At 43.6% G+C, this 24,022-nt stretch carries 22 protein-coding genes, 1 other RNA gene and 1 pseudogene; 14 read left to right on the top strand and 10 right to left on the bottom strand.

The features are described 5' to 3' along the window. From atzF to bioA, 5 genes are all read left to right on the top strand, one after another. Positions 1 to 1,824 carry an allophanate hydrolase gene (atzF, locus tag BMY60_RS04800; RefSeq protein WP_090331701.1) on the top strand — a complete coding sequence of 608 codons (1,824 nt, stop codon included), beginning with the start codon at positions 1 to 3 and terminating at the stop codon, positions 1,822 to 1,824. Between the two features lie 379 nt (positions 1,825 to 2,203). Beyond that, positions 2,204 to 2,695 (top strand): SRPBCC family protein, encoded by a 492-nt coding sequence (locus BMY60_RS04795; RefSeq protein WP_090331699.1) that lies wholly within the window; start codon positions 2,204 to 2,206, stop codon positions 2,693 to 2,695. A 129-nt stretch (positions 2,696 to 2,824) separates the two neighbouring features. Then, positions 2,825 to 3,871 (top strand): methyltransferase, encoded by a 1,047-nt coding sequence (locus BMY60_RS04790; RefSeq protein ID WP_090331697.1) that lies wholly within the window; start codon positions 2,825 to 2,827, stop codon positions 3,869 to 3,871. 87 nt (positions 3,872 to 3,958) lie between these two features. Further along, a complete protein-coding gene (gene bioB, locus BMY60_RS04785; RefSeq protein WP_090331695.1) occupies positions 3,959 to 4,903 on the top strand; it encodes a biotin synthase BioB in 945 nt (314 codons plus the stop codon). A gap of 167 nt (positions 4,904 to 5,070) precedes the next feature. Continuing rightward, a complete protein-coding gene (gene bioA / locus BMY60_RS04780; RefSeq protein WP_090331693.1) occupies positions 5,071 to 6,351 on the top strand; it encodes an adenosylmethionine--8-amino-7-oxononanoate transaminase in 1,281 nt (426 codons plus the stop codon). A gap of 94 nt (positions 6,352 to 6,445) precedes the next feature. On the opposite strand, the gene BMY60_RS04775 is transcribed toward bioA, so the two are convergent. Beyond that, on the bottom strand, positions 6,446 to 6,892 hold the full coding sequence (locus BMY60_RS04775; RefSeq protein WP_218141621.1) for a PACE efflux transporter: 447 nt from the start codon (positions 6,890 to 6,892) through the stop codon (positions 6,446 to 6,448). Positions 6,893 to 7,117: 225 nt separating this feature from the next. Continuing rightward, entirely contained in the window at positions 7,118 to 8,134 is a 1,017-nt protein-coding gene (locus BMY60_RS04770; RefSeq protein WP_177166583.1) for a fatty acid desaturase family protein, read from the bottom strand. A 151-nt stretch (positions 8,135 to 8,285) separates the two neighbouring features. Here BMY60_RS04770 and BMY60_RS04765 point away from each other — a divergent pair, with 151 nt between their 5' ends. Then, positions 8,286 to 8,657, top strand: coding sequence for a hypothetical protein (locus BMY60_RS04765; RefSeq protein ID WP_090331689.1), 372 nt, complete (start codon positions 8,286 to 8,288; stop codon positions 8,655 to 8,657). A gap of 237 nt (positions 8,658 to 8,894) precedes the next feature. Here the strand turns inward: BMY60_RS04765 and BMY60_RS04760 are convergent. Beyond that, a pseudogene (locus BMY60_RS04760) lies at positions 8,895 to 9,137 on the bottom strand (transposase); the annotation flags it as partial. Continuing rightward, complete coding sequence (locus BMY60_RS04755) at positions 9,043 to 9,585, bottom strand: transposase (protein WP_256250692.1); 543 nt, start codon at positions 9,583 to 9,585, stop codon at positions 9,043 to 9,045. The gene BMY60_RS04755 and the pseudogene BMY60_RS04760, both read right to left, overlap by 95 nt. A gap of 459 nt (positions 9,586 to 10,044) precedes the next feature. Between BMY60_RS04755 and BMY60_RS15650 the strand changes: the two genes are divergently transcribed. The 3 genes from BMY60_RS15650 (at position 10,045) to BMY60_RS04745 (ending at position 12,723) form a co-directional block, all read left to right on the top strand. Then, positions 10,045 to 10,209, top strand: a complete 165-nt coding sequence (locus tag BMY60_RS15650) for a hypothetical protein (protein ID WP_177166582.1) — start codon at positions 10,045 to 10,047, stop codon at positions 10,207 to 10,209. Positions 10,210 to 10,381: 172 nt separating this feature from the next. Beyond that, entirely contained in the window at positions 10,382 to 10,669 is a 288-nt protein-coding gene (locus BMY60_RS04750; RefSeq protein WP_090331685.1) for a high-potential iron-sulfur protein, read from the top strand. Positions 10,670 to 11,346: 677 nt separating this feature from the next. Further along, positions 11,347 to 12,723, top strand: coding sequence for an L-serine ammonia-lyase (locus BMY60_RS04745; RefSeq protein WP_090331683.1), 1,377 nt, complete (start codon positions 11,347 to 11,349; stop codon positions 12,721 to 12,723). A 675-nt stretch (positions 12,724 to 13,398) separates the two neighbouring features. On the opposite strand, the gene ssrS is transcribed toward BMY60_RS04745, so the two are convergent. The 6 genes from ssrS to smc all read right to left on the bottom strand — a co-directional run bounded on the left by ssrS (position 13,399) and on the right by smc (position 19,307). After that, positions 13,399 to 13,575, bottom strand: a non-coding RNA gene (gene ssrS, locus BMY60_RS04735) — 6S RNA. A 48-nt stretch (positions 13,576 to 13,623) separates the two neighbouring features. Then, positions 13,624 to 13,920, bottom strand: a complete 297-nt coding sequence (locus tag BMY60_RS04730) for a cell division protein ZapA (protein WP_090331679.1) — start codon at positions 13,918 to 13,920, stop codon at positions 13,624 to 13,626. Next, complete coding sequence (locus tag BMY60_RS04725) at positions 13,913 to 14,110, bottom strand: hypothetical protein (RefSeq protein WP_090331677.1); 198 nt, start codon at positions 14,108 to 14,110, stop codon at positions 13,913 to 13,915. The genes BMY60_RS04730 and BMY60_RS04725 overlap by 8 nt, the downstream gene beginning before the upstream one ends. A gap of 78 nt (positions 14,111 to 14,188) precedes the next feature. Next, positions 14,189 to 14,428, bottom strand: coding sequence for a CDGSH iron-sulfur domain-containing protein (locus BMY60_RS04720; RefSeq protein ID WP_256250687.1), 240 nt, complete (start codon positions 14,426 to 14,428; stop codon positions 14,189 to 14,191). Positions 14,429 to 14,494: 66 nt separating this feature from the next. Continuing rightward, entirely contained in the window at positions 14,495 to 15,673 is a 1,179-nt protein-coding gene (locus tag BMY60_RS04715) for a cell division protein ZipA C-terminal FtsZ-binding domain-containing protein (protein ID WP_090331673.1), read from the bottom strand. Between the two features lie 82 nt (positions 15,674 to 15,755). Continuing rightward, positions 15,756 to 19,307: a chromosome segregation protein SMC gene (gene smc, locus BMY60_RS04710; protein WP_090331671.1), complete on the bottom strand. Its 3,552-nt coding sequence runs from the start codon at positions 19,305 to 19,307 to the stop codon at positions 15,756 to 15,758. A 123-nt stretch (positions 19,308 to 19,430) separates the two neighbouring features. Between smc and queF the strand changes: the two genes are divergently transcribed. The 5 genes from queF to BMY60_RS04685 all read left to right on the top strand — a co-directional run bounded on the left by queF (position 19,431) and on the right by BMY60_RS04685 (position 24,019). Continuing rightward, a complete protein-coding gene (queF, locus tag BMY60_RS04705; RefSeq protein WP_090331670.1) occupies positions 19,431 to 19,850 on the top strand; it encodes a preQ(1) synthase in 420 nt (139 codons plus the stop codon). A 298-nt stretch (positions 19,851 to 20,148) separates the two neighbouring features. After that, positions 20,149 to 20,748 carry an RNA polymerase sigma factor RpoE gene (rpoE, locus tag BMY60_RS04700; protein WP_090331668.1) on the top strand — a complete coding sequence of 200 codons (600 nt, stop codon included), beginning with the start codon at positions 20,149 to 20,151 and terminating at the stop codon, positions 20,746 to 20,748. Position 20,749: 1 nt separating this feature from the next. Further along, positions 20,750 to 21,364, top strand: coding sequence for a sigma-E factor negative regulatory protein (locus tag BMY60_RS04695; RefSeq protein ID WP_090331665.1), 615 nt, complete (start codon positions 20,750 to 20,752; stop codon positions 21,362 to 21,364). Next, positions 21,361 to 22,341: a MucB/RseB C-terminal domain-containing protein gene (locus tag BMY60_RS04690; RefSeq protein ID WP_090331663.1), complete on the top strand. Its 981-nt coding sequence runs from the start codon at positions 21,361 to 21,363 to the stop codon at positions 22,339 to 22,341. The genes BMY60_RS04695 and BMY60_RS04690 overlap by 4 nt, the downstream gene beginning before the upstream one ends. A gap of 229 nt (positions 22,342 to 22,570) precedes the next feature. Next, positions 22,571 to 24,019: a DegQ family serine endoprotease gene (locus BMY60_RS04685; protein WP_371264188.1), complete on the top strand. Its 1,449-nt coding sequence runs from the start codon at positions 22,571 to 22,573 to the stop codon at positions 24,017 to 24,019. Positions 24,020 to 24,022: the final 3 nt, after the last annotated feature.

The following is a 24,022-nucleotide window of genomic DNA, read 5'->3' as shown; positions in this document are numbered from 1 at the left end:
ATGCACGAGTTGTTGCCACTTGGGCGCGTCTCGGCCCTATTGCAGTGTTATGCCCAGGGTAAATTAAAGCCCAGCCAAGTAGTGCAGGCGATACATGCGCAAATTATCAACGACGAAGATCATGTTTGGATACACAAGTTACCCCTTGATTCATTGTTGCGTTATGCCCACGAAGTAGAAGCTCAAGAGATGGCATCATTGCCATTGTATGGAATACCTTTTGCTATCAAGGACAACATTGATCTGGCAGGGACGCCAACCACCGCTGCCTGTCCGGCGTATTCTTATATACCCGAGCAAAGCGCAACCGTTGTACAAAAATTAATGAACGCCGGCGCCATTCCAATCGGCAAGACCAATATGGATCAGTTCGCAACAGGCCTAAACGGTACGCGATCTCCCTATGGCGTATGCCGCAACGCATTCAATCCTGACTATATCGCTGGCGGATCAAGCTCAGGATCTGCTGTTGCAGTTGCTAAAGGCTTAGTTTGTTTTAGTCTTGGTACTGATACAGCTGGTTCTGGCCGAGTGCCTGCAGCGTTCAATAATCTTGTCGGTTATAAACCGACCCGGGGTTGGCTTTCCATGCGCGGTGTCGTGCCAGCCTGCCGTTCGCTCGATTGCATCTCTGTGTTTACTTTTACGGCTGAAGATGCAGCGCAGTTACTGGCAGTGGCGGCGGGTTATGATAACAATGACATTTATTCTCGACAACGGGAAGCGCAAAAAATTGATTTCGGTCTGATGCCGCATTTTAGGTTTGGCGTTCCCAGAGTGGAGCAACGCCAATTCTTTGGAAATGACGACAGCGAACGATTATTTAATGCGCATATAACGCATCTACAAGAACTGGGTGGCGAAGCGATAGATATCGATTTTTCCCCTTTTCTGGAAGCGGCGCGTTTACTTTACGAAGGTCCATGGGTAGGAGAACGCTTTGCGGCGATTCGGGAATTTTTTAAACGGAATAACGAGGAAGTAATTTCACCGGTACGTGAAATTATCACCAGTGCAATACGATTTTCAGCTGCGGATGCCTATGATGGCTTATATCGCTTACGGACGATAAAACGTCAAGCAGATCGTATTTGGAGCGATGTGGATTGTTTGGTGACACCCACTGCTGGCACTATTTATACCATACAGGCGATGCTGCAAGATCCCATAAGCCTTAACACCCATCTTGGTTATTACACCAATTTCATGAACTTGCTGGATTATGCGGCAGTGGCGGTTCCTGCCGGGTTCCAGCGCGATGGCTTGCCTTTTGGGGTAACACTGGCGGTGCCGGCTCATCAAGATAATGCGCTTTTACATTTTGCTGCGCGTATACAGCAAGCATATTCGCTGCCGCTGGGTGCTACCGGTATCCAAGATACTGCCCAACTGGATGATAAGCTGTTTTCTGAATTAATAAGATCTGATCAAGTACGATTAGCAGTTTGTGGGGCGCATTTGTCCGGCTTGCCACTCAATGGAGAACTGACTGCGCGCAAAGGGAAATTACTGACATGTACCAAGACATCTCCGGATTACCGGCTTTATGCGCTTTCTGAAGAAACACCCAGTCGTCCGGGCATGGTGCATGTCAATGAGAATGAACACGGATATGCGATTGATGTTGAGGTCTGGGAGTTACCGGTTGGCGAGCTGGGCAGTTTTGTGGCAGGCATACCAAAGCCGTTAGGAATAGGTACAATTACTTTGGCCAACGGGGAAATGGTGCACGGTTTTCTATGTGAGCAGTATGCAGTGACGAATGCAAAAGATATTAGTCAGTTAGGCAGTTGGCGTGAGTATTTAAATCAATCGAACGGTTAATCGTCAGCTATTTCGAGATGCGACCTATGAAGATATATAAAAGAAACTCGAAAAAAACATGAGTCGAAATCTTGTCTGTTATTAGTACGAGCTAAATCCGGTCTGGTGCTGGGTGACGTGATAAGGATAAAAAGCGAAGAATTCAAGCAAATTGTTCGAAAGCTTTGACAGGAGGCTGTCCGAGAATAGAATGATCTACTGCGGCGAAGCCATTGTGGCCAGATTTTCCGATCATTTTCGTTAAATAAAACAACTATTCGTCTTAAATGATCAAAAAGTCTGCCCTTGAAATCGCTTCTCCTCGCTACAACCACTATTTTCGGATAGCCTCCATCAGAAACAGATTATTTGTCAATTAAACACAAAGGATTATTGCGCTATGTTTAATTTAGGCTCAATGCTTAACCTTGGTTCTACTGAACCTGTAATAGGTAGTGGAAATTGTATCATTGAATGTTCAACCGGAGAAATATTTAAATACCTTGGAGAAGAGCTTTTTCAAAACTATCCGAAATGGTCTCCGGAGGTTAAAGAGCTCGAGCAGATCACGCCCGGCCCGGTGCAACTGGGGACAATAGGGCGACAAGTGCGTATCGACCAAGGACGTCGTTCAGAATCAAACTTTAAAGTCACTACTTATGACCATGCATCGCGACTGACGCTTACCGGGGTTTCCGATCCCTTTCGTTGCACATATGAGCTTGAGGAAATCAGCCCTGAAAAATCAGTGAGACTGACTTTCACCTTTGAATTACTTGAACTCCTAGCGGTCATGCGGCCTTTTGAGGGAGTGGTCCGTGTTGCGATAAAAGATGGCGCTCACAGAACCGTTCAAAATATCAAGCGATTGATTGAGACAGATACCGCATGAGAACAGCTTCTAATCAAAAATCATCTTAAATCACGTGGCAACCAACCAATGGTTAATAATAATTAATTATAGGTTTGTTGAAGCCTTATTGTTTAGCCGTACAAATCAATTAAAGTAAAAGGAGATCAAATGGCGCAAAACTTAAATGTGAACATAGAGGAGCCGCGGGTAGACGATCGTAAGATGTGGGATGTCGTATTCGCGGTTTACGGTTACCCAGCATTACTGCTGGCGCATAAACTCAAAGTTTTTCCCTTGCTTGCCGACGGACCGCTCACCCTTATAGAAATCTGCGATGCGCTAAACATTAAGCGGCGTCCTGCCGAAGCAATTTTAACGGTTGCTACATCAATGGGTTTCTTGTCTTTACAAGAAGGACGTTACGCGTTAACTGTGGTTTCCGAAGATTATTTGCTTGAAAAAAGTCCCAACTATTTCGGTTATTTTTGGGACTTGATGATTGATAACCATCAAGTATTTTCTTTTCAGAATTTGGAGATGGCGGTCATCACGGATTCTCCCCAGGTTTATGGTGGCGAAGGTGTTGGCGATGGTATTTTTGAAAAACCTGAAAACCAGGTTGAGTTGCTCAAGCGCTTCACGCGTGGTTTACACAGTATCGACAAGGCGGCGTCACTTGTTTGGCCGACACTCCTGGATCTCTCTCAACATCGGATGATGCTCGACATTGGCAGAGGTTCCGGCGTTCAATCATTTGGAGCGGTGCAAAAATTACCGGAATTGCAGGTGTTAATTTTAGATTTTCCTCAGGTATGCGAGGTAATTCAAGAATATATTACGCAATATGATGTTCAGGACCGGGTTAAAACGTACGCGGCAAATATCTGGAAAGATCACTGGCCCTCAGCTGACCTTCATTTTTTCTCGAATATGTATCACGAATGGTCGCCGGAAAAATGTAATTTTCTGACGGATAAAAGCTTCATGAGTCTTGACTCGGGTGGCCGCATCATTATCCATGAAGTACTCTACAATGACGACAAAACAGGCGCGTTTGCGCCGGCTGCATTCAGTATGTTGATGATGGGATGGACTGAAGGGGAGCAATATTCAGGTCAGGAATTGAAAGAAATGTTAAAAAATGCTGGGTTTGTTGACATTCAAGTGCTGCCAGCCTTTGGTTATTACAGTATCGTTACGGGTGTCAAACCATAATAGCGATACTGCCTTGCTCATATACAAGTGAAGCCTGACTAATATTTAACAAGCATAGCAAAACAACGTTTGTATAGGATCATCGACATGACAGATAAAACAACAGGCTGGCGTGTTTCTAAAGTCAGATTATTATTGGATTTGCCATTTAATGACTTAATTTATCAAGCACAGTTAGTCCACCGTCAATATCATGATGCCAATGCGGTGCAATTGTCTACGTTAATTTCGGTAAAAACGGGCGGATGTCCAGAAGATTGTGGTTATTGCCCGCAAGCAGCACGCTATCATACGGGTGTTGAAAATCAGGATATGTTGTCATTAGATGATGTTGTTTCAGCAGCAACAGCCGCCAAATCACAAGGTGCATCGCGATTTTGCATGGGCGCCGCGTGGCGCGGTCCCAAACAACGTGATATTGTCAAAATGACAGAGATGGTAAGTGCAGTGAAAGCGTTGGGGCTGGAAACTTGCGCGACATTGGGGATGCTGCAGCCGGGGCAGGCTGCGCAGCTTAGTGATGCCGGATTGGATTATTACAACCATAATCTTGATACCGCTCCCGAAATATACGATGAAATCATTACAACGCGTGATTATCAGGATCGTCTTGATACGTTACAAGAAGTTCGTGATGCGGGTATTAATGTATGCTGCGGCGGTATTGTTGGTATGGGCGAAACACGCCAATCCCGTGCCGGTTTAATTGCGCAGTTAGCAAACTTGAAGCCTTATCCAGAGTCAGTGCCAATCAACCATTTGGTACAAGTGGAGGGTACGCCTTTGTACGGGACAGCAGTTCTTGATCCATTTGAATTTGTACGCACCATTGCCGCGGCAAGGATTACCATGCCTAAAGCAATGGTGCGTTTATCCGCGGGTAGGCAAGAAATGTCAGAAGCGATACAAGCGTTGTGTTTTTTAGCTGGGGCCAATTCAGTTTTTTATGGCGACAAGTTGCTCACAACGGGTAATCCTGAAGCAAATAAGGATCAAGTTTTATTCAAAAAACTGGGGCTACAGTCGCTATAACTGACATTTTTGGAAAGCATAAAAAACTTGAATATGACACGCTGGCGTTTTTCCCATGACTACGATCTGAGTAAACGTAGAATTTTAAACGACTTGAACATTCTCCATATTTTTTGCTAACTTTTTAGAGATAACTAATGATGAGCAGGTCAATTTAGGATTATCAGATGGATCTAGCATTTGATCGCCAGCATATCTGGCATCCTTATACTTCCACACTTTCCCCGCTTACCTGTTATCCGGTCAAGAAAGCGCATGGTGTATTTATTGAATTGGATGATGGCCAACAATTGATTGATGGCATGTCATCATGGTGGTCGGCCATTCACGGCTACAATCATCGCGCACTAAATCAAGCAGCTAAACAACAAATTGATCTTATGTCTCATGTGATGTTCGGGGGACTCACACACAGCCCGGCCATCGAATTGAGTAAAAAATTACTCGCACTCGCGCCGAATAATCTTGAGCATATTTTCTTGGCCGATTCGGGCTCTGTTGCGGTTGAAGTCAGTTTAAAAATGGCCTTGCAATATTGGCAAGCTAAAGGAAAGCCGCGATCCAAATTCCTCGCCCTAAAACAGGGCTACCATGGTGATACATTTGCGGCGATGTCAGTAACCGATCCTGATAACTCGATGCACAGCTTGTATAAAGGTTTTTTACCGCAACATATTTTTGCCAAGTCGCCGCAAATCGGTTTTTGGCAGACTTGGGACGAAAGCGACCTGACGGATTTTAAACGCAAGCTGTTGGATAACCACAGGCAAATTGCGGCGGTCATTCTCGAACCCATTGTGCAAGGCGCTGGCGGAATGCGGATTTATCACCCACAATTTTTAAAAGGTGTACGCCAGCTATGTGATGAATATGGTGTTTTATTGATTCTTGACGAAATTGCGACAGGATTTGGCCGCACCGGAAAACTATTCGCTTGTGAACATGCCGGAATCAAACCTGACATTATGTGCTTAGGCAAGGCGTTAACCGGGGGCTACATGACCTTAGCTGCTACACTGACGACAAAGCATGTCGCCAATACGGTCTGTGGTGGCCAAGCAGGTTGCTTTATGCACGGTCCAACTTTTATGGGTAATCCGCTTGCTTGCGCAGTTGCTTGCGCCAGTTTGGATTTGCTCGCGCAAGGATCATGGCAAACCCAAACCGCAACCATTGAATCACAATTTGCCGACTTATTGCCGCAATTAACTCGGCATCAACAGGTTAAAGCGACTCGCTGGCTCGGCGCAATAGGTGTGGTTGAAACGCATCGCCCTGTAATTATAGAAAAAATACAAGCCCATTTCGTTAAGCAAGGCGTGTGGATTCGTCCGTTTGGGCGACTCATTTACTTGATGCCGCCGTACATTAGTACACATATGCAAATTAATCAATTGATTGACGCCATCGATAGCGCGTTAAATAACCACAATTTTTTCATTAAGTAATCGAAGTTTGATGTAGTTTTATTAAACGAAAACTGTGTTACGAGCTCAGTCTGATGATGAAATTCCCTGTTTTATACTGTTATTTATCAACGATTTATTTTGTTTTTGTTAATCTAGGGCTGAACCAACGCTGATAAGGCTGGTATTTGTCATAAAACCAATTAAATCCGATCGTAAAGAAAAAGAAGAAAACTAAAAATCCACCTTCTATAATAATGGCTTGCAAAAGACTTATCTGCAGAAACCAGGCTATCGTCGGTACGGTTATTAAAACTAAGACACCTTCGAAACCAGTAGCATGAATAATTCGGATCATCAGCCTGCGCGAATTACGATTAATGCCAAAAATTAAGTCAAAACCAATGTTGTAAAGATAGTTCCATGCTAGCGCAAACAGGCTCAAGCCGAAACCAATGAACGCCAAATCGCTGGTCTCTTTATCGGTCATCAATGCAGATATGGGTATAAGAATCGTTAACGCGGTCGCTTCAAACATCACCGCGTGAAAAACTCTTTCCTTGCTGGTTATTTTGATTCTCATTTTTTATTTCTCGAGGTGCTAACGGCATTACTGCGCCGCTATGGATACTCTGATAATGCTGCCATTCTGCTACGGTGTATGGGCCAAAACTGACCTTCTACCACTGATGCCACTGCTGAAGCAATATTGACAGTAGCACCGTGGATTTTAATCAAGTGTGGTATGGCATATAAATACAAATTCCAACGCCTTGTTTGTTATATAATTTCATTCCTGTTTACTCCTTTAAACAATGCTGAGAAATGAAACGCCGTGCACACCCAAAAAATCATCAGCACGCCCTGTACCAGTCCCCACTTCGCCAGCTTCTTCTGCCTCAATCCTTTTAAGTCTATTAATTCTGAAGGAGCGCCAAATCTCTTTGTAAGGTAGAATCTGTGGCGAGTCAGATGAAAACTGTTCATTGTGTAATTCAGGCAATCGATACCATGGTTCTGCGGGCCGATAGTGGTGCGCGGTGTGGTAGCCAAAATTCAAATTCAATAAATTTAAAATTGGCCAACGTTCAGAAATGAGATTTGAATAGGTATGTTGCATGTCATAGGCCTTGTCACGACTATTCTTCTCAACTTTTTCATTCACATCAGAAACGATGAATAACTCATAGGTATGGGCATAAGCATCCCCAATAAACAAAACGATGAGGAACAATAAATAGGCGATCGCAAACCCAACCAAAGCCCAAGGACTGAATGTATATATCCACCCAAAAAATACAAGCCGACTAAATCCCATCAAAATGACGCGCAATCTTTCGTTCTTAAACTCGTCATTTAAAAATGGACGGGTCATTACATTGAAGTGCATGATGAGCTCTATTGCTGGGAGGTACATCCACTCAAGCAAATAGACTATTTTCCTGAACCATTCCGGCGCGCGCTTTAAGAAAGCGCGGGGATTAAAAAGCGTGACATCCGCTCTGTCTCCATGATGGCGCATATGCATTCTTTGAATTCTGCCGATCGGTGCGTATGCAGTGCCGCATATCCATGACAACACCTCACCGACAACCCTATTCACTTTGCGACTCTGGAATAAGCATTGATGCGCAATTTCGTGGATTAAATAGGCAGCTATGACCAGGGAATGCGCGATGGCCAGGATGCCTGCAAACCAAATAAGTAACTGGCCCGACGCTAATAAATAGATTCCCAGCGCATGCATTGCAAACACATACCCAAAAGCTAGCGAATTTGGTATAGCGCCATCTGTATGCCGCCATAATTGGAGTTCCGTTTTCATAATTGAGATATCCTTCTTCAAAATGATGTGATAAATAGTATATGCAAATAATATTAACTTTACAAGTAAATATAACATTAATTTTGTTAGTTTTATATATCGATAGTAAAATTCTTAATAATCAACCAATTTAATTAACAGGGAGCGTTACATGAAGGCAAAGGACAAACACCAACAACGCTTAAGATTCGTGCAAGCACTTAATCGTATGGACGCTGCATGGATGAAATTTCTGCAGGACAAAGATGTTTATGATATTAACTACTCAGACCTATACACGGGGTTATGGGCGAAACAAGAGCTTGTGCGTAAGCAAGAGGCGCTCTTGTTTATGCGGCACCTAGGTCCACAAACCGCAAAAAAGTATCTTGATAAAGCCATTTCAATAGGTTTAATAATTGAGTTACCAGACCCAAGCGACGGCAGAGCAAAGTTAATCGCACTCTCACCAGAGTTAAAGATATGGCTAGAAGAGTTTTTTGATCATGCAGTTGAATTGTTTAGAGAGGCTTTGAATGAGTAAAAGCTTTCACATCGGGAGTATTAGAAACTAAAGTTTCACGTTTTTTCTGAATGCGTAAGTTGAATATTCAATTTTTGTATCCAAATGCGGCGGATTTTGCCGGGCTGATGTAGGCCCAGACGATACCCATACTCATTGCATAGAAATTTCTATTTTTCGTTAATAAACAGCAAGATACGGTTGTGTCGGTGTGCGTTTTTGGGGACTGTAAATTAAACTGTGTAACTGTCTGGGATAAACATACTCAATCAGTCGATCCTCGAATTCGATCATAAACCGGTTCAAAGCCGCTTTCCAGTTTTTTATCGGCATCGTCCAGTTTTTGGAAGCTTCCTGAATTGCCAAAAAGATGACTTTTTTGGCGGAATCATCGGTTGGAAATAATTTACGTTTTTTGACCGCTTTCCGAATAACGCTGTTGAGTGATTCGATGGCATTGGTTGTATAGATAGCTTTTCTGATATCCTCGGGGTATTTGAAGAGCTTGTCCCACAGAAAACACTTCTCTCGTTCTTAACATGTGATAACAGGCGCGCGCCAGTTTATGCGCTACCGCCTTGATGGCAACAATGCCGTTGCGCTTGGCTTTCTTGCGTTGATAAAATTTTCTTGCCGGTTCGCAATAGCGCACCGCAAAGTTGGCCGCTTCGACATACGCCCACGCCAGATACCGGTTGCCATTCCTGGTGTTGCCGCTGCCTTTCTTTTTACCGTTGGATAGATGCGCACTACCGACACAACGACAGTACGAAACATAATTGCCGGCGCCGGCAAACCGTGCGATGTTGCCGGTCTCAAGCAAAATGACTGTCGCCAGCACCTCGCCAATCCCCGCAGTGCTTTTGAGTAACCGAAAAGCGGGGCCGGCCCGGCAATAACTTTCCAATACAGCTTCAACACGGTCAATCTGCTCTTGCAGTGCATGCATGACAGCCAGGCTGGTTTGCAATCCGAGTATTTCGGTTGAGCTAAGATTCAACTGCGCTAAATCGGCCTCAGTCAGTTGTTTGATCGTGTTGCTGTTGGCGCGTGCTCCAGTATAACGCTGCATCGCCGATTCGATCGTAATAATCCGCGCACTGCGTTGCTGTACCAGTTGCATGCGCTTTCGCTAAGCTAGCTTTCAGTATATTCAGTCGCACGAAAAAAATGCTCTATTTTCAAATTCCTATACCCTTAGCTCCTCCGAATTGCTGTTATATGTGATTTACACGCGGAATTGAGTACTAATGCCAGCGCTGACCAATCTCAAAATGTCTGTCCTATGATGAGCACTTTATTCCTATTTCTGTTGTGCCTTCCAGCTCTGTTCGCGACAGTATGGGCTCACCACCGTTTAAGTGCCCATACACCTGGTACACGCTTGATAACGAGAGGGTTTCTGATCGTGGCAGGCTTTGTCTTCGGATGGGTAATGGCTTTTACATACACGGAAAATCAGGATTTGAAAAAAATACTTATCTTTATCAGTTCGTTCGGCATGGTCCACGCACCTGCTGCCTTTGTATTGCAGCTGAAGCACTGGCGCGGAAACGAGTCGGATAAAGACTGATGTTTCGTTCATGAGGCGTTTATACTGCTTGAGAAGGTATTCAGTTTCCCAGGTGCGTATTCCGATGTGTTAATGATGAAAATTTAGTTTTTAGGTATGTTTAAATGATACTATTTACGAGCAAGCCACATTTTTTGTAAAGCTGTAAATTAACAGATTACAAGGAGGGATTATGAGTTATCATCAAAAAAAGTGCTCGCGTCGTGAGTTAATCAAGTATATGGCTTTTGGTGCAGCCATACCTTTTATCTGGGGTTTTTCTAACACCACGAAATCCGAAGCAGCCAAAGCATCGAAAGCACAAATGAAGTATCAAGATGAGCCAAATGGAAGTGAGAAATGCAGCAATTGCATTCAATTCATTCCTAGTGAAACACCAGATGCTAATGGCAATTGTAAAGTTGTACAAGGCAGCATCAGCCCTGAGGGTTGGTGTACTGCATTCGCTCCAAAATCATAACTGGTTAAATTCATCATCCAAATATCTTATTCAAAGGTGAGTAGATTAATATTCATAACCTACTGAAACTAATCGTTATATTTCTGGTAGTCGGTACATTAACTGGTTGCGCGGCATTGGTTGGTGCCGGTGCAACTGGCGGTGCCTATGAATATCAGAATAAGCAACAGTTAGATAAGCTTGAAGAGGACTTTGAGATGGGGAACATTAACCAAAATGAATATCTTAAGCGAAAAAAACAAATCAAGGAAGGACTCGTAGAACAGATTCCCATTCTTCTAATATGCTGAAGATTTGGTTCGACGATACTATGTCATGGCGCACCACTTGCATATTTTGGGTAAAATCATCACCTAGCAGTTTGAAAGATAATGATAAATCATGGGTTAGATACCCCCCATTCCGCACATGGATCGGCGATCTGTGAAGGTGAGTTTCAGCACCGCACGTTTATTCTCAAACCGTCCGCAGCTGCTTATTAGGCCAAAATCCAGCGTACTGGTGCTATTGGGTTAATGTAAGCAGGACTGCTCATTACACGGTTATTTTCCCGCCTGATACAGCGGTAATTTTGGCAGGCGTCTTCATTAAAAAAGTATTAAAATCTCGACAAGCAAACAGACTGGCGCGCGCATTTATATTCAGGCGCTTGTATTTTAAATTTTTTAGATTTTTTTATGTTCATTAGTGTCCTTGATCTTTTTAAAATAGGTATAGGTCCATCCAGTTCACATACAATGGGGCCGATGGTGGCTGCCAAAAACTTTCGCAGCCGTTGCGTGAAGTTTATTGCAAGTGAAGGCGGCAACCAGCCTTTTCACGTGCGCTGTACGCTCAAAGGTTCGCTGGCATTTACCGGCAAAGGTCATGCAACAGACCGTGCGGTCATTCTTGGTTTGAATAACTACACGCCACAGGAGTTGGCTAAAGAAGATGTCAATAAACTGATGAATGATCTTTCCTCACGAGCTGTGATTGATTTCAACGGTGTTGATATTTTGTTTTCTCCAACGGATGATATCGTATTCGACCGTGGAGACCCGTTACCGGAACATCCAAATGGCATGATATATCAACTCATGGACTCGATTGGAAAAACGATTTTGCAGGAAACCTATTTCTCAATCGGTGGCGGCTTTGTTACAACACTGGCCGAAATCAGCCAATTGGTAGCGCCGATTAAAATAGAGGTGACAAATTCCTGTGGTTATCCTTTTGAAAGCGCAAACCAGATGATAAAAATGTCGACTGACAGCGGCTTATCCATTGCAGCAATGAAACGCAGCAACGAGCTGGAACGTATCGGTGAAGAAGAATTGGATGCTGGTCTGGACGCAATCTGGAACGCCATGCATACCTGTATTCAGAATGGTATGACGGCAGAGGGAATCCTGCCGGGTGGGCTCAAGGTGCAAAGACGTGCTTGTGCGTTGTACCATCAACTGCAGGAAAAGCCGCAACAGGCGAACTTAAACGACTGGTTATGTGCCTATGCCATGGCTGTCAATGAAGAGAATGCGGCAGGCCATATGGTTGTCACGGCACCGACCAACGGCGCCGCTGGCGTTATACCCGCTGTACTTTATTATGCAGTAAAACATGAAGGCGCGACCCATGCGCAAGTACGGGATTTTCTACTGGTTGCCGCGGCAGTAGGGGGGTTGATTAAGCATAACAGTTCCATTTCAGGCGCTGAAGTCGGGTGCCAGGGTGAAGTAGGTTCGGCTTCCGCGATGGCGGCGGCTGGGCTTTGCGCGATAAAAGGTGGCACGACTGAACAAATTGAAAATGCTGCGGAAATCGCGCTTGAGCATCATTTAGGCATGACGTGTGATCCGGTCGGCAGCCTGGTGCAGGTGCCTTGTATCGAACGCAACGGCTTTGGCGCAATCAAGGCTTATACCGCAGCATCGCTGGCAATACGCGGTGACGGCCGGCATTTTATGTCACTTGACAATTGTATTGCCGCAATGAAACAGACGGGACTGGAAATGTCGGTCAAGTTCAAGGAAACATCACTCGGAGGGCTGGCTGTCAGCATTACCGAGTGCTAGTGTTTAATTGCAAAAATAATGTGTATTATTTTTCAGATCAACCAATTGTTTTGTAATGGAGTATTCTTTAAAAAGTATATGTCGAATTAATGCAATTAAACACTTGATAGTGTCGTCATGAGTTGTACCATAAGCCTGATCAGCCAGCAGGTAATCAACATTGGCGCCCCTGATATTTCGCCAGTAACCAGCGACTTTTAAAAGTTTCCACTGGTAAACACAGCGGACGATTTTTGTTTGATGACGGCGGTTTGCTGCTATTGCGACTGTTGAACCCCGTACGATTAACCAACAGTTGCACTACCATTAACGGTACTTCCAACATTGCGCATAATGCTGGCCATACGTCTTGATCCTTCGCCAGAAGTTCTCGTGTTTCTGTTATCGTTGCTTCGACATCAATACCACCAACCGTCAATGTGTGACCCCAGTAACTGTTTTCTTATTAACAGCTATTGTACAACTTGTTTTGAAAACAGAATTCTTCGAACCGGATTACGTTCTGGCGCACAATTATATTGACGATCAGACCGGATGCAAACCGCATGCTTTATCCGCTGAAACATACCTTTCCAGGCTAACTGAATATGTTCTGATCAATGACTTTGCTCGTTACAGTTTTAACTAACCGTTTGCTTGTCTCACATTGAATCGTGTGTATTACAAATTAGGTGGGAGCTCCCCGCAGATGCCGCCAGACCATCATCTTGAACCTTATGGTTCAAGGTGGTCGTCTCCCGAGCACATCAGGCAAGCCCGTTTAGGGTTCGCACACCAGTGCCACTTAAGTTAACAACCAAGATTGATAATTGGTTCAAAGAATTTCAGCCTTAACGTACACAGCAGGGAGCTATTTTAAAAATCCGCTATTATTCGCGCTAAATATCAACTGGTTGACAGTTATTTCTTGATCAATACGTCATTGATCTTTTTGCGAATATTCGTTATTCTACGCTTTATCTCATCAATGTCAAAGCCGCTTGACTGCCGTAGAATAAGCAGTTCATGCGCTATATTCAGTGCCGCAGCTATAACAATTCGATCAGAATCGACCATTTTTCCTTCCTGCCTGATTGTATGGATTTTGTTTTCCAGTAATTCTGCAGCCATTAAAAGTTCTGCGCGCTCTTGTTCTGAACAGCTAATATTGAATTCGCGCCCCATGATTGTGACTTTTAAAATATCTTCATTATTCATGGTCAGGTAGATGCTGTAAAAGGATTTCCAGACGGCTGCTGGCAATATGAATTTTTTCGGTTAATCTCTCATTTCTAGCGCTAGTTTCTGCAAGTTGCTGGCGCAGCTTCATATTTTCAATACAGGCATCCTGATACAAGCGTATAAGCCGATCGACTTCTTCCGCTAGAAATTTGAGTTCTGGGTCCATGAATATTCAAGGCAGTTCGAAGCGATGTTCAGGATAAACCATCCAGTATAAAGTTCAGTCTAAGTCTATCATATCCTGCTATATCTTATTATGCGTGCCATCACAGAATGGCGCATTTCCTGTCTTTTTACATGTGCACAGCCACGCGGATTTGTTTTCATTTACAGAAAAAGCTTTGGGCGTAAAAGCTGTATTTTTATGTGATCCATCACAAAATGGTTGTGACTGACTGCGGCCACAGGCGCACCAGTAGTATTGTTTGCCGCCTTCCAGCTGTATTTCGATCGGCGAAAAGGTTCTTTTGCTGTTCTGGCTCATAAACATTCTCCGTTTGATTTGAGTAATATTTTTTTAAATGAGAAGAAAAAATGTGCTGAATAATATTCAATTGAATAACCGCAATGCGTGTGGACTGCCTGCGATAATATTATTTTCTTTCATTGAAGACTGGATGTTGATGAGTTGTTGTTTACTTCTGGCGAGTCCGTTTTCGCTGAGCGGTACGCGGTTGTCATCGACCATGATACCGCCGAGCGTATTGGCAAAAATTTTTGCCAGCTGGGTCATCTGATCAAAAACTCTTTCACCATTGGCGACCCGCGGTACATCCAATAAAAAGGTAACGCCATGTGTCGTTATTGTTTTCATTTTATCCGGCTTGAATGCGTCCGGCTCATAATTGGTCAGGGTAAATAAAATATGATTGTTTTCATCACGATATTTAAAGACGCCGTCGGACTCAAGTCTGAATCCAGAGGCTTCGGCCAAGGCTCTGATTTTAGTACCGACAAAAGCTCCGTTATCTTTACCGATAATATTGATGCCGATCATTACATCGACGTCTGCACAGAATTTATCGAGTAAGATAGCTTGCTCATGTGCGCATACGATATCAGGGCACTCAATTTTCGCTTCGATGTGCGAAGCAAAATCCTGCACTGTATCGCGAAATTTCGATAAATCGATTTCTCTGATTGGTCCCGATCTGTCCGCCAGCAGCAGGCATCCTCTCAAACTGGTAAAGCTGGTGTCTTTGGTTGTTGTTCCGGTTGTGATTTCTTCCCATGCACTTGATTTTTCACTTTTGCCAAACCAAAGTAAAGGCTTGCTGAATTCATACCTTCTCTGTAAAAGATTATCCAATTCTGTATCCGGAATCTTGTCGTCTGCAGATATGATAACGATATAGTTTGACCGGCTGTCATAAACGTCTGCCGGGGAAAATGTTTCTGTCTCTACAGGTGTTTTAGCTTCTGAATTATCCTCAGGCAAACTGTTTATCTCAGGAATATTGCCAGGTTCGATGGTCGGTATGTGTTGAGATGTATTGTTTAAAAAAAAGCTCTGGTCGAGTTCTGGTTCTATTCTTTTGTGCGTCTCAGGCGATCTGTGGGCGTCATTTTTTTTAAATAAAGCATCGTCATGCTGATGATCGAGGGTGGATTCTATTCTGCGCCGGTAGCGTACTTGCTGAGCCCAGTTAAAAATAGCCACACCAACAATAATAACAATGCCAATAATGATCAAACTAACTTGCAGGTCGCTCATGTTCAATAAATCCATACTATTTCCTTACCATCTCGTTTCATGAATATTTCTGAAAAAAGCAGCCTTACACCAAGCTGCCGAGTGAGACTTTTTATTGTTAGGATAGCGCAGTTTCCTGTTTTTCTGGCAGATTTGCAACGCTCGCAATATCTACAGCAACAACGCTGGAGACACCTTGACTCTGCATTGTAATACCAATCAACTGCTGCGCAATTTCCATTGTTATTTTATTATGACTGATAAACAAAAATTGTGTCTGTTGCGATAGTTTTTTTACTAATTCGCAAAAACGTCCTGTATTTGTGTCATCGAGCGGTGCATCAACTTCGTCTAGCAGACAGAAGGGTGCTGGCCGTAACCGGAATAACGCAAAAATAAGCGCCAGCGCTGTCAATGCTTTTTCACCGCCTGATAACAGGTGCAGGGAGTTGTTTTTTTTCCCGGGCGGTTGCGCAGTTAACAGCAATCCGGATTCGAGTATTGTGCCTTCACAAAGTACAAGCTCGGCTCTTCCCCCGGAAAACATAACCGGGAAAATTTCATTTAAATTATGATTTACTGCGTGGAAAGTTTCTTGTAACCGTTTCTTGGTTTCTTTATCGATTTGGTCGATGGCATTTTCCAGGATGCTCATGGCGTCTTTAAGATCTTGTATTTGAATGTTCAATGCTTCTTCCCGTTGACGAGCAGCTTCAAGTTCGTTAATTGCAGCAAGGTTGACAGTGCCTATCGCTGTAATTTGCTTGTTGATACGATTGATTTCGTCTTGCAATGCAGTCATACTTGTCCGATTCACAAATTCTATTAATTGCGTTTCAACTGCTTGTGTCTCGTTGAGTTGCTCAGTGTACCGCGCTTCCAGAAGATTGCATTCCTGTTTTTTCAAATACAGTCCGTTCAACGATTCACGGATAGACGCTTGTTTCTGTTCCGACGCCATCAACAGGTCTTCAGCCGTCCGCGCTTGATTTCTTGTGTGGTCAAGTTTGCCACGTATCTTTGTAACACTTTGTTCCAGCTGGTTACCTTGAATCCTGCAATCGTTTAGCTGGTTTTTTAAGGATGTATCATCCTGTTGATTTTTCTCCGATAATATCTGGTCTCGTTTGGTCGATAAATGTACGCCCTCATCATCAAGTGTACTGATTGAATTTTCTATATCACTGATTTTATTCTGACATATTTTTTCGTCAAAAACCGCTTCTTGAGTTTTCTTGTTATAGTTTTGTACTGCTAACTGGTGGTCGGCAAGCTGCTGTCGAGCGGTTGCTAATTCATTTTTTGCCGTTTCAGCCTGTTTTTTATTGACTTCAATTTGATTATGATAGCCTGTTGATTGCATTTCAGCATGCGCTTTTTGTTTGTTTTCTGCAACCAGCTCCTGTTCAATTTCTTTCAGCTCTGCCATGATCGCATTTTTGCGTTGCGCAGCCTGTTCATGAATTTGAGAAAGTTTTATTTTCTCAAGTTGTAAATGGTGCTGCTGTTGTGCCAGCTGCTGCAGATTTACCTGGCAAGATTGTATGGTTTGCTGAATTTTTTCATGGTTAGCAACAGATTGTCTAAGAAGCGACTGCTGATCATTCAGTTTCTTTTCCAGCGCTTTAATCTCGGTTTGAATCTGGTCGAGTTCGCGCTGCCGGGATAGAACACCGTGCAATTGAGACTCAGAAGAGTGAAACTGGATACTGGTGCGCGAAATAACATGTCCCTCGCGCGTTACGAATTTTTCATCGGGCTTTAATTGGTGTCTTTGCTGTATAGCGTCGTGGATAGATTCGATGACATACACATGTCTGAGCCACTCGCCGAGAACAGGGGTCATATTTTGATTGCTGCATGACAGGAAGCTGGATAATACTTTCCAGTCGTTCTGCCTGACCGGCCGATCTTGATGGTCGGCACGTGCCTGGTTATCCAATTGCTGAAATTCAAAAATAGATAGTTTGCCAGGGGGTAAATCATTCTCCCAGTCTTGTATGATTTCAAGCTGCGGTAGTCCCAGGCCGTTTAGGCGTCCGTATAGAATGGATTCGAGTGCATTTTCCCATTCTTTATCAATATGTACGCAGTGCCATAAACGCGGTGCGGATGCCAGTGCATGCTTATGCAGCCAGTTAGCAAGCGCTTCATTATTTTCTATGCCTTGTTGCAGATGGTGCAGGACATTAAACTGCGCTTGCAGATGCGATATTTTTTTCTGTATTTCATGAACTTGTGCGGAGATCTTGTCCTTGCGGACACTTTCCTCAGAAAAGTCCGTTTTCGTTTGTGCAAGCTCTTTTTCTGTCTGCTTTAATTGGCCGCCTACCTGGTTTAAATTTAATTCAATAGACTTTAGTGTCTCGCTATCGGGAGCTGTCAGCGAACCAAGTTCCTGGCGCAGACGGTCATTGCGCGATTCAAGCTGCTGGATCGTCTTGTTTGCATGCTGCAGATGCGTTTTTTCCAGACTGTAAGCTTGTTCAGCCACGATCAGACTCTGTTGCAATGAATCGAATGTCTTTTGACATCGGCTGAAAGTTGTTTCTGATTCGGGTAGTTTGCTGTTTTCTACTTGCCAGATTTGCATGCACTCTTCGCGTGAATTCTGTGCATGGCATCTCTGCGACAACCAGTGCTGCAGGTTGCCCTTAGCCGCGTCAAGTTGCTGTTGATTCCGGGCAATCTGTTTTTCAATATCCAGTATTTGAGCTGAAAGCCGCTCTTTGTTTTTGTGAAATTGTTTGATTTCCTGCTCGATACGTGCTTTATCGGCGTTGGCAGCGTATAACTGGCCTTGCAGTTCATGCAGCTTCTCGCTAAGTTGTTGTTCGCGCGCGCGTGTTTCTTCTCTTTGGGCCTTGCCGGATTGAAATGCAGTAATTTCTGCCGCTAAAGTTTGCTCAGTCGTTTCGATTTCCTTCTCTATGGCCTGGCGCTGGCTGATAATTTCAATTTTATGCTGCAGCCAGAGTATTTGCTGCGTTTCTTGCAGCTGTTGTTTGAGTGCATTGTACTTGATGGCAATTTCAGCCTGACCATTCAAATGACCAATCTGTTTGCTAAGTTCACTTGAAATGTCTTCGAGACGAGTAAGGTTTTTGCGGGTGTCGGTGAGTCTTGATTCTGTCTCGTGTCTTCTTTCACGATATTTGGAGATGCCTGCCGCTTCTTCAAGAAAATGTTTCAGTTCCTGTGGTTTGGCTTCAATAATACGCGAGATCATACCTTGCTCTATGATGGCATAACCGCGACCACCGATGCCGGTGCCCAGGAAGAGGTCGGCTATATCGCGACGCCTGACATGAATATTGTTGATGTAGTAGTTTGAATTGCCGTCCCGTTGGATAATACGTTTTATGGCGATCTCTGCATAACTTGACCAGGCGCCGCCTGCTTTGCCCAGACTGTTATCAAATACAAGTTCAACACTGGCACGGCCGACAGGTTTTCGATTCGCAGTGCCGCCAAAAATGACGTCTTGCATGGATTCACCGCGCAGGGCGGATGCTTTCGATTCGCCCAGCACCCAGCGTACGGCATCGATAATATTGGACTTACCACACCCATTGGGACCCACAATACCCACCAGATCATCGGTGACCGGAATAACAGTCGGTTCGACGAATGATTTGAAACCGGCGAGTTTGATTTTAGCGAGGCGCAATTTCTAATGAGCTGGATACAGCGGTTATAATAGAATGATTCGAAAATGTGGACGCTATGCAAAATTGCATGAAGTAAAAGTTTGTTTATTGTAACTGAATTAACACCAGGAAGAGAACGCTGAATGTCAACTAAGCCCAGCAAGCAGCTTGAAACATTTATTAATCCTTTTGTTAAAAAGGACTATCAAATTCATATGGAGATACCGGAATTTACGTGTGTATGCCCAAAAACCGGCCAGCCTGATTTTGCCACTTTGATTTTAGATTATATTCCGGATAAGAAATGTGTCGAACTTAAAAGCCTTAAGCTGTATATTTGGTCATTCCGGAACGAAGCGGTTTTTCATGAAGCTGTGACTAACCAGATACTTGAAGATCTTGTCGCTGTTTTAAAACCGAGATATATCCGCTTAACCGCGCGCTTTTTTGTGCGCGGCGGCATATTTACCAATGTCACAGTCGACCATCGCAAACCCGGGTGGATCCCGCAACCTGTTGTTTCGTTGAATCAATTTGATGAACAAACAAATATTAGAAAATAACGATCTGTGTCAATTTATTTCATACCATAACGTTGGGTAGTTAAATAATCCCGGGCAGTTACTACCGAGTGGCACTGAAATCTTTTTTAGGTCTCCCTAGGGTTCTAGTACTCTATTCATATGATATTAGCGAATGATCAATGAACTATCACGCACAGCTTGTTGTCTTCAATGAATGAAGCTTATTGGTTTTCGTGACCCTGCTGAATAGGTATACTTGATCCCGCTGGCTTTTAATAACAGCCATATTGTATCTATAGCAATTTTTTCAATTCTTAATGCGCAAGGATCAGGCAGGATGGGTGATCGTGAAGTCGATCAGCAATTAGTGGAGCGGGTACAAAATGGCGATAAACGCGCATTTGACTTATTGGTTGCTAAATATCAGCGCAAGTTGATGCGTTTGCTTTCACAGTTTATTCGCGACCCGGCCGAAGTTGAAGATGTAGCGCAAGAAGCATTTATCAAAGCGTATAGGGCATTACCCTCTTTTCGTGGTGATAGTGCGTTTTATACTTGGCTGTATCGAATAGGCATTAACACCGCCAAGAATTATCTAGTGTCTCATGGCAGAAAAGCACCGACACTGCATGGTATTGACAGCGAGGAGGCTGAAAATTTTGAAGAAGGTGGCATTTTACGCGAGATGCATACGCCAGAAAGTGAACTGATGAGTAAACAGATTGCTCAAACGGTGAACCGGACATTAGAAGAATTGCCAAATGAATTAAGAACTGCAATCATTTTGCGAGAAATTGAAGGATTGAGTTATGAGGACATTGCAAACATTATGGAATGTCCGATAGGCACGGTGCGTTCGCGGATTTTTAGAGCGCGCGAAGCAATATCTGAGAAATTACGCCCTTTACTGGGTACAAGTAAAGATAAGAGGTGGTAAAGTGAAGAATAAAGTATCCGAATTAATGGATGGTGAGCTGGCAAGTTCAGACGCCCTTAAAATAATCGAAACAATTAAGAAAGAACAGGGTTTACATCAGGAGTGGGAAACCTACCATTTAATCGGTGATATATTAAGGCAGCCGGATACTTTTCCAACAAATCTTACACGTCGTGTCAGACAACAGCTAGCAGTTGAACCTACGGTGCTCAAACCCAGTAAACGCACCTATGGAAATTCCAGGACAAAAGTTTTTGCCTTTGCCACAGCGGCATCAGTATTTGCAATGGTTACAGCATGGCTTGTCATGAATGATGTATATTTGCAAACGCAGCCTATTGTTGTGGCAGACCAGTCCAATGCCGCACCTGCTGAAGTCGACAAACCTGCAACGTCGATGCTGGTGTCTCATCCACAAACTGCGCGCCCGTACCAGGCCGCGCATCCTTATCCCAACGCTTCAGCAGAAGAAATGAGTAGTTATCTCTTTTATCATAATTTTCAGAACCATTATAAAGATTTCTCATCTGGACAAGCCACACATAGCGGTCAATCAGTCTATATTTATCCGGCGACCGATTCTCGTGATAATTTCCATGATCAATATGGTAGATGAAATACCCCGCATTACCAGCTTTTTCATTGTTGTTCGTATTGGCATTTCAGGCTGTCTACGCTGAAAACCAATCCCAATCAAACAAATATGCGCATGACTGGCTGCAGAGGATCGCTGACGCGCCACGCCAGCTGAATTATCAAGGTACTTTTGTATATTATGCCGATGATCATATAGAGACTTCTCAGGTCACGCATCGAGTGGATCACGATGATGAATATGAGAAAATCGAGGTCCTAGATGGCAAGTCGCGTATTGTGTATCGTAATAACGATGAAATGAAATGCTATATGCCAGACAGCAAGAAAATTTATACTGAAAAGCGCTGGCATAGAAAATTTTTCCCGGATTTGCTGCCGCAGCCAACTGCAAGGATTTATGAAAACTATAAGATTGAAGTCGATAAGCAAGAGCGTATTGCGGGGCATGATGCCCAGCTCATAAAGCTTATACCAAATGATAACCTGCGTTACGGCCATAAGTTCTGGGTTGATATTGATAGTGGTTTGCTGCTTAAAGCTGCTGTAGTGGATAAAAAAGATATTGTTGAACAGTTTGCTTTTGCTCAACTGAAGATTGGTGGAAATATAGACGAAAATTTGCTTAATCCTGAGTTAATGACAGCAACTAATTGGAAAAAGGTGGATTTGACGACGGAGGTATTAACTGAAGGTGAATTGAAATGGAAGCTAAAGAAATTACCGGCTGGCTTCAAAAAGATCACCGAAATGAGGCGAAAGCCGGTAGGTAAAAGCAGTATGGTTGATCATATCGTTTTATCCGATGATTTAGCTTCCGTATCGGTTTTTGTCGAGCCGATTAAAGCAGATGCGTCACCAACGGTAACGGGTTTTTATTCAAGCCGTGGTGCAATAAATATCTATGTACGTGAGTTCAATAATAACAAAATAACAACTGTCGGCGAAGTTCCATTAAACACGATTAAATTAATTGGAGATGCCGTATTTGTTAAGTAATTGAACGACATGCTTCTTTTCAAAAGCAGCATGTGTCGATGCAGGAAATTCAAGATTCTATTAATTCCAGTTGCGCTGAAAAAGCGCTTTTTTATTGGCAGGAATATTGAATAAGCTTGAGGTTTCGCCGAACGGCTAATGGCGCGCTGGATGCTTACATATCTGCTATGACCAGGTAAGCGAAAAAACGGTGCATGGCGGATTTTTTTAAATAAAATTATTTTTTGTTATGTATAGCTTAAACATGGTAGGAATATTAAAGATAAAAATGGTGCGTTACTTAGTGTTGTGGTTAATAATGGTAACTGCTTCGGCCGTTTCGGCTCAGACGAAAGAGTTACCTAATTTTACAGGGCTTGTTGATCAATATGGCGCTACTGTTGTCAACATTAGTACAATTCAAACCCAGAAAAATGCTGTAACACAACTTTTTCCGGAGATTCCAAATCTTCCAAAGGACTCGCCATTTTACGAATTTTTCAGACGGCACATAGAACCCTTTTCAACACCTCGAAGATCTGAACCAAGATCAATGGGATCCGGTTTTATTATCAGTTCTGATGGCTATATTCTGACAAATGCGCATGTAGTTGAATCGGCTGATGAAATAACAGTAAAACTGAATGACAAACGTGAATTTATCGCTAAAGTAATCGGTACTGATAAAAAAACCGATATTGCACTGATAAAAATTGAAGCTGAGAATCTGCAAAAAGTAAACCAGGGCGATCCGGAAAAACTCAAAGTTGGGGAATGGGTCGTTGCGATTGGTTCGCCGTTTGGTTTTGAAAACAGCGTGACGGCTGGTATTGTAAGCGCAAAAGGAAGGTCTTTGGCACAAGAAAATTATGTGCCTTTTATTCAGACTGATGTTGCTATTAATCCGGGTAATTCCGGCGGCCCTCTATTCAACATGCATGGAGAAGTGGTCGGCATCAATTCACAGATTTACAGTCGAACAGGCGGGTTTATGGGGCTGTCATTTGCTATACCGATCAATGTCGCAACCGATATAGCGGACCAGCTAAAAATTTCCGGAGTCGTTCGGCGTGGAAGAATTGGTGTATTAATACAAGAAGTAACCAAGGAGTTGGCTGATTCATTCGGCTTGCCCGGCACGCGTGGCGCGTTGGTTGTCTCAGTGGAAAAAAATGGTCCCGCGGGTGTTGCCGATATTCGGGCGCGCGACGTTATTCTGGCTTTTGATGGTATAGAAGTTGAGACTTCAGCCGATTTGCCGCGTATTGTGGGAAACACAGTGCCCGACTCAAAAGTAAAGGTCAAGATCTGGCGGGATGGTGCCATCAAGAATCTACAGCTGAAGGTAGGGGAGATTCCAAGAGAGGAATCGGACCTGCAGTATCAAAGTAAACAAGACCAAGAAGTTGATCAATCCAATCGCCTGGGACTCGTCTTGAGCGAGCTGACCGACCAGCAGAAGACGCAGTTGGAGATTGAGAGCGGTCTGCTGGTGGAAAATATCCAACCGGGCATAGCGAGCCAGTCAGGCGTACGCAAAGGCGATGTTATCCTGGGGTTTAACAGTAAGGATGTTGAAAGCGTTAACCAATTCAATAAATTGCTGGATAAAGTGGAAGATGGACGCAATATTGCCTTGTTGATCAAACGGGGCGATCTGACGACCTTTATTACCATGAAATTAAACAGTGACGAGTGACCG

The organism is Nitrosomonas sp. Nm51 (assembly GCF_900111165.1).
Lineage (GTDB): Bacteria > Pseudomonadota > Gammaproteobacteria > Burkholderiales > Nitrosomonadaceae > Nitrosomonas.
This window is presented reverse-complemented; position numbering and strand designations above follow the sequence as displayed.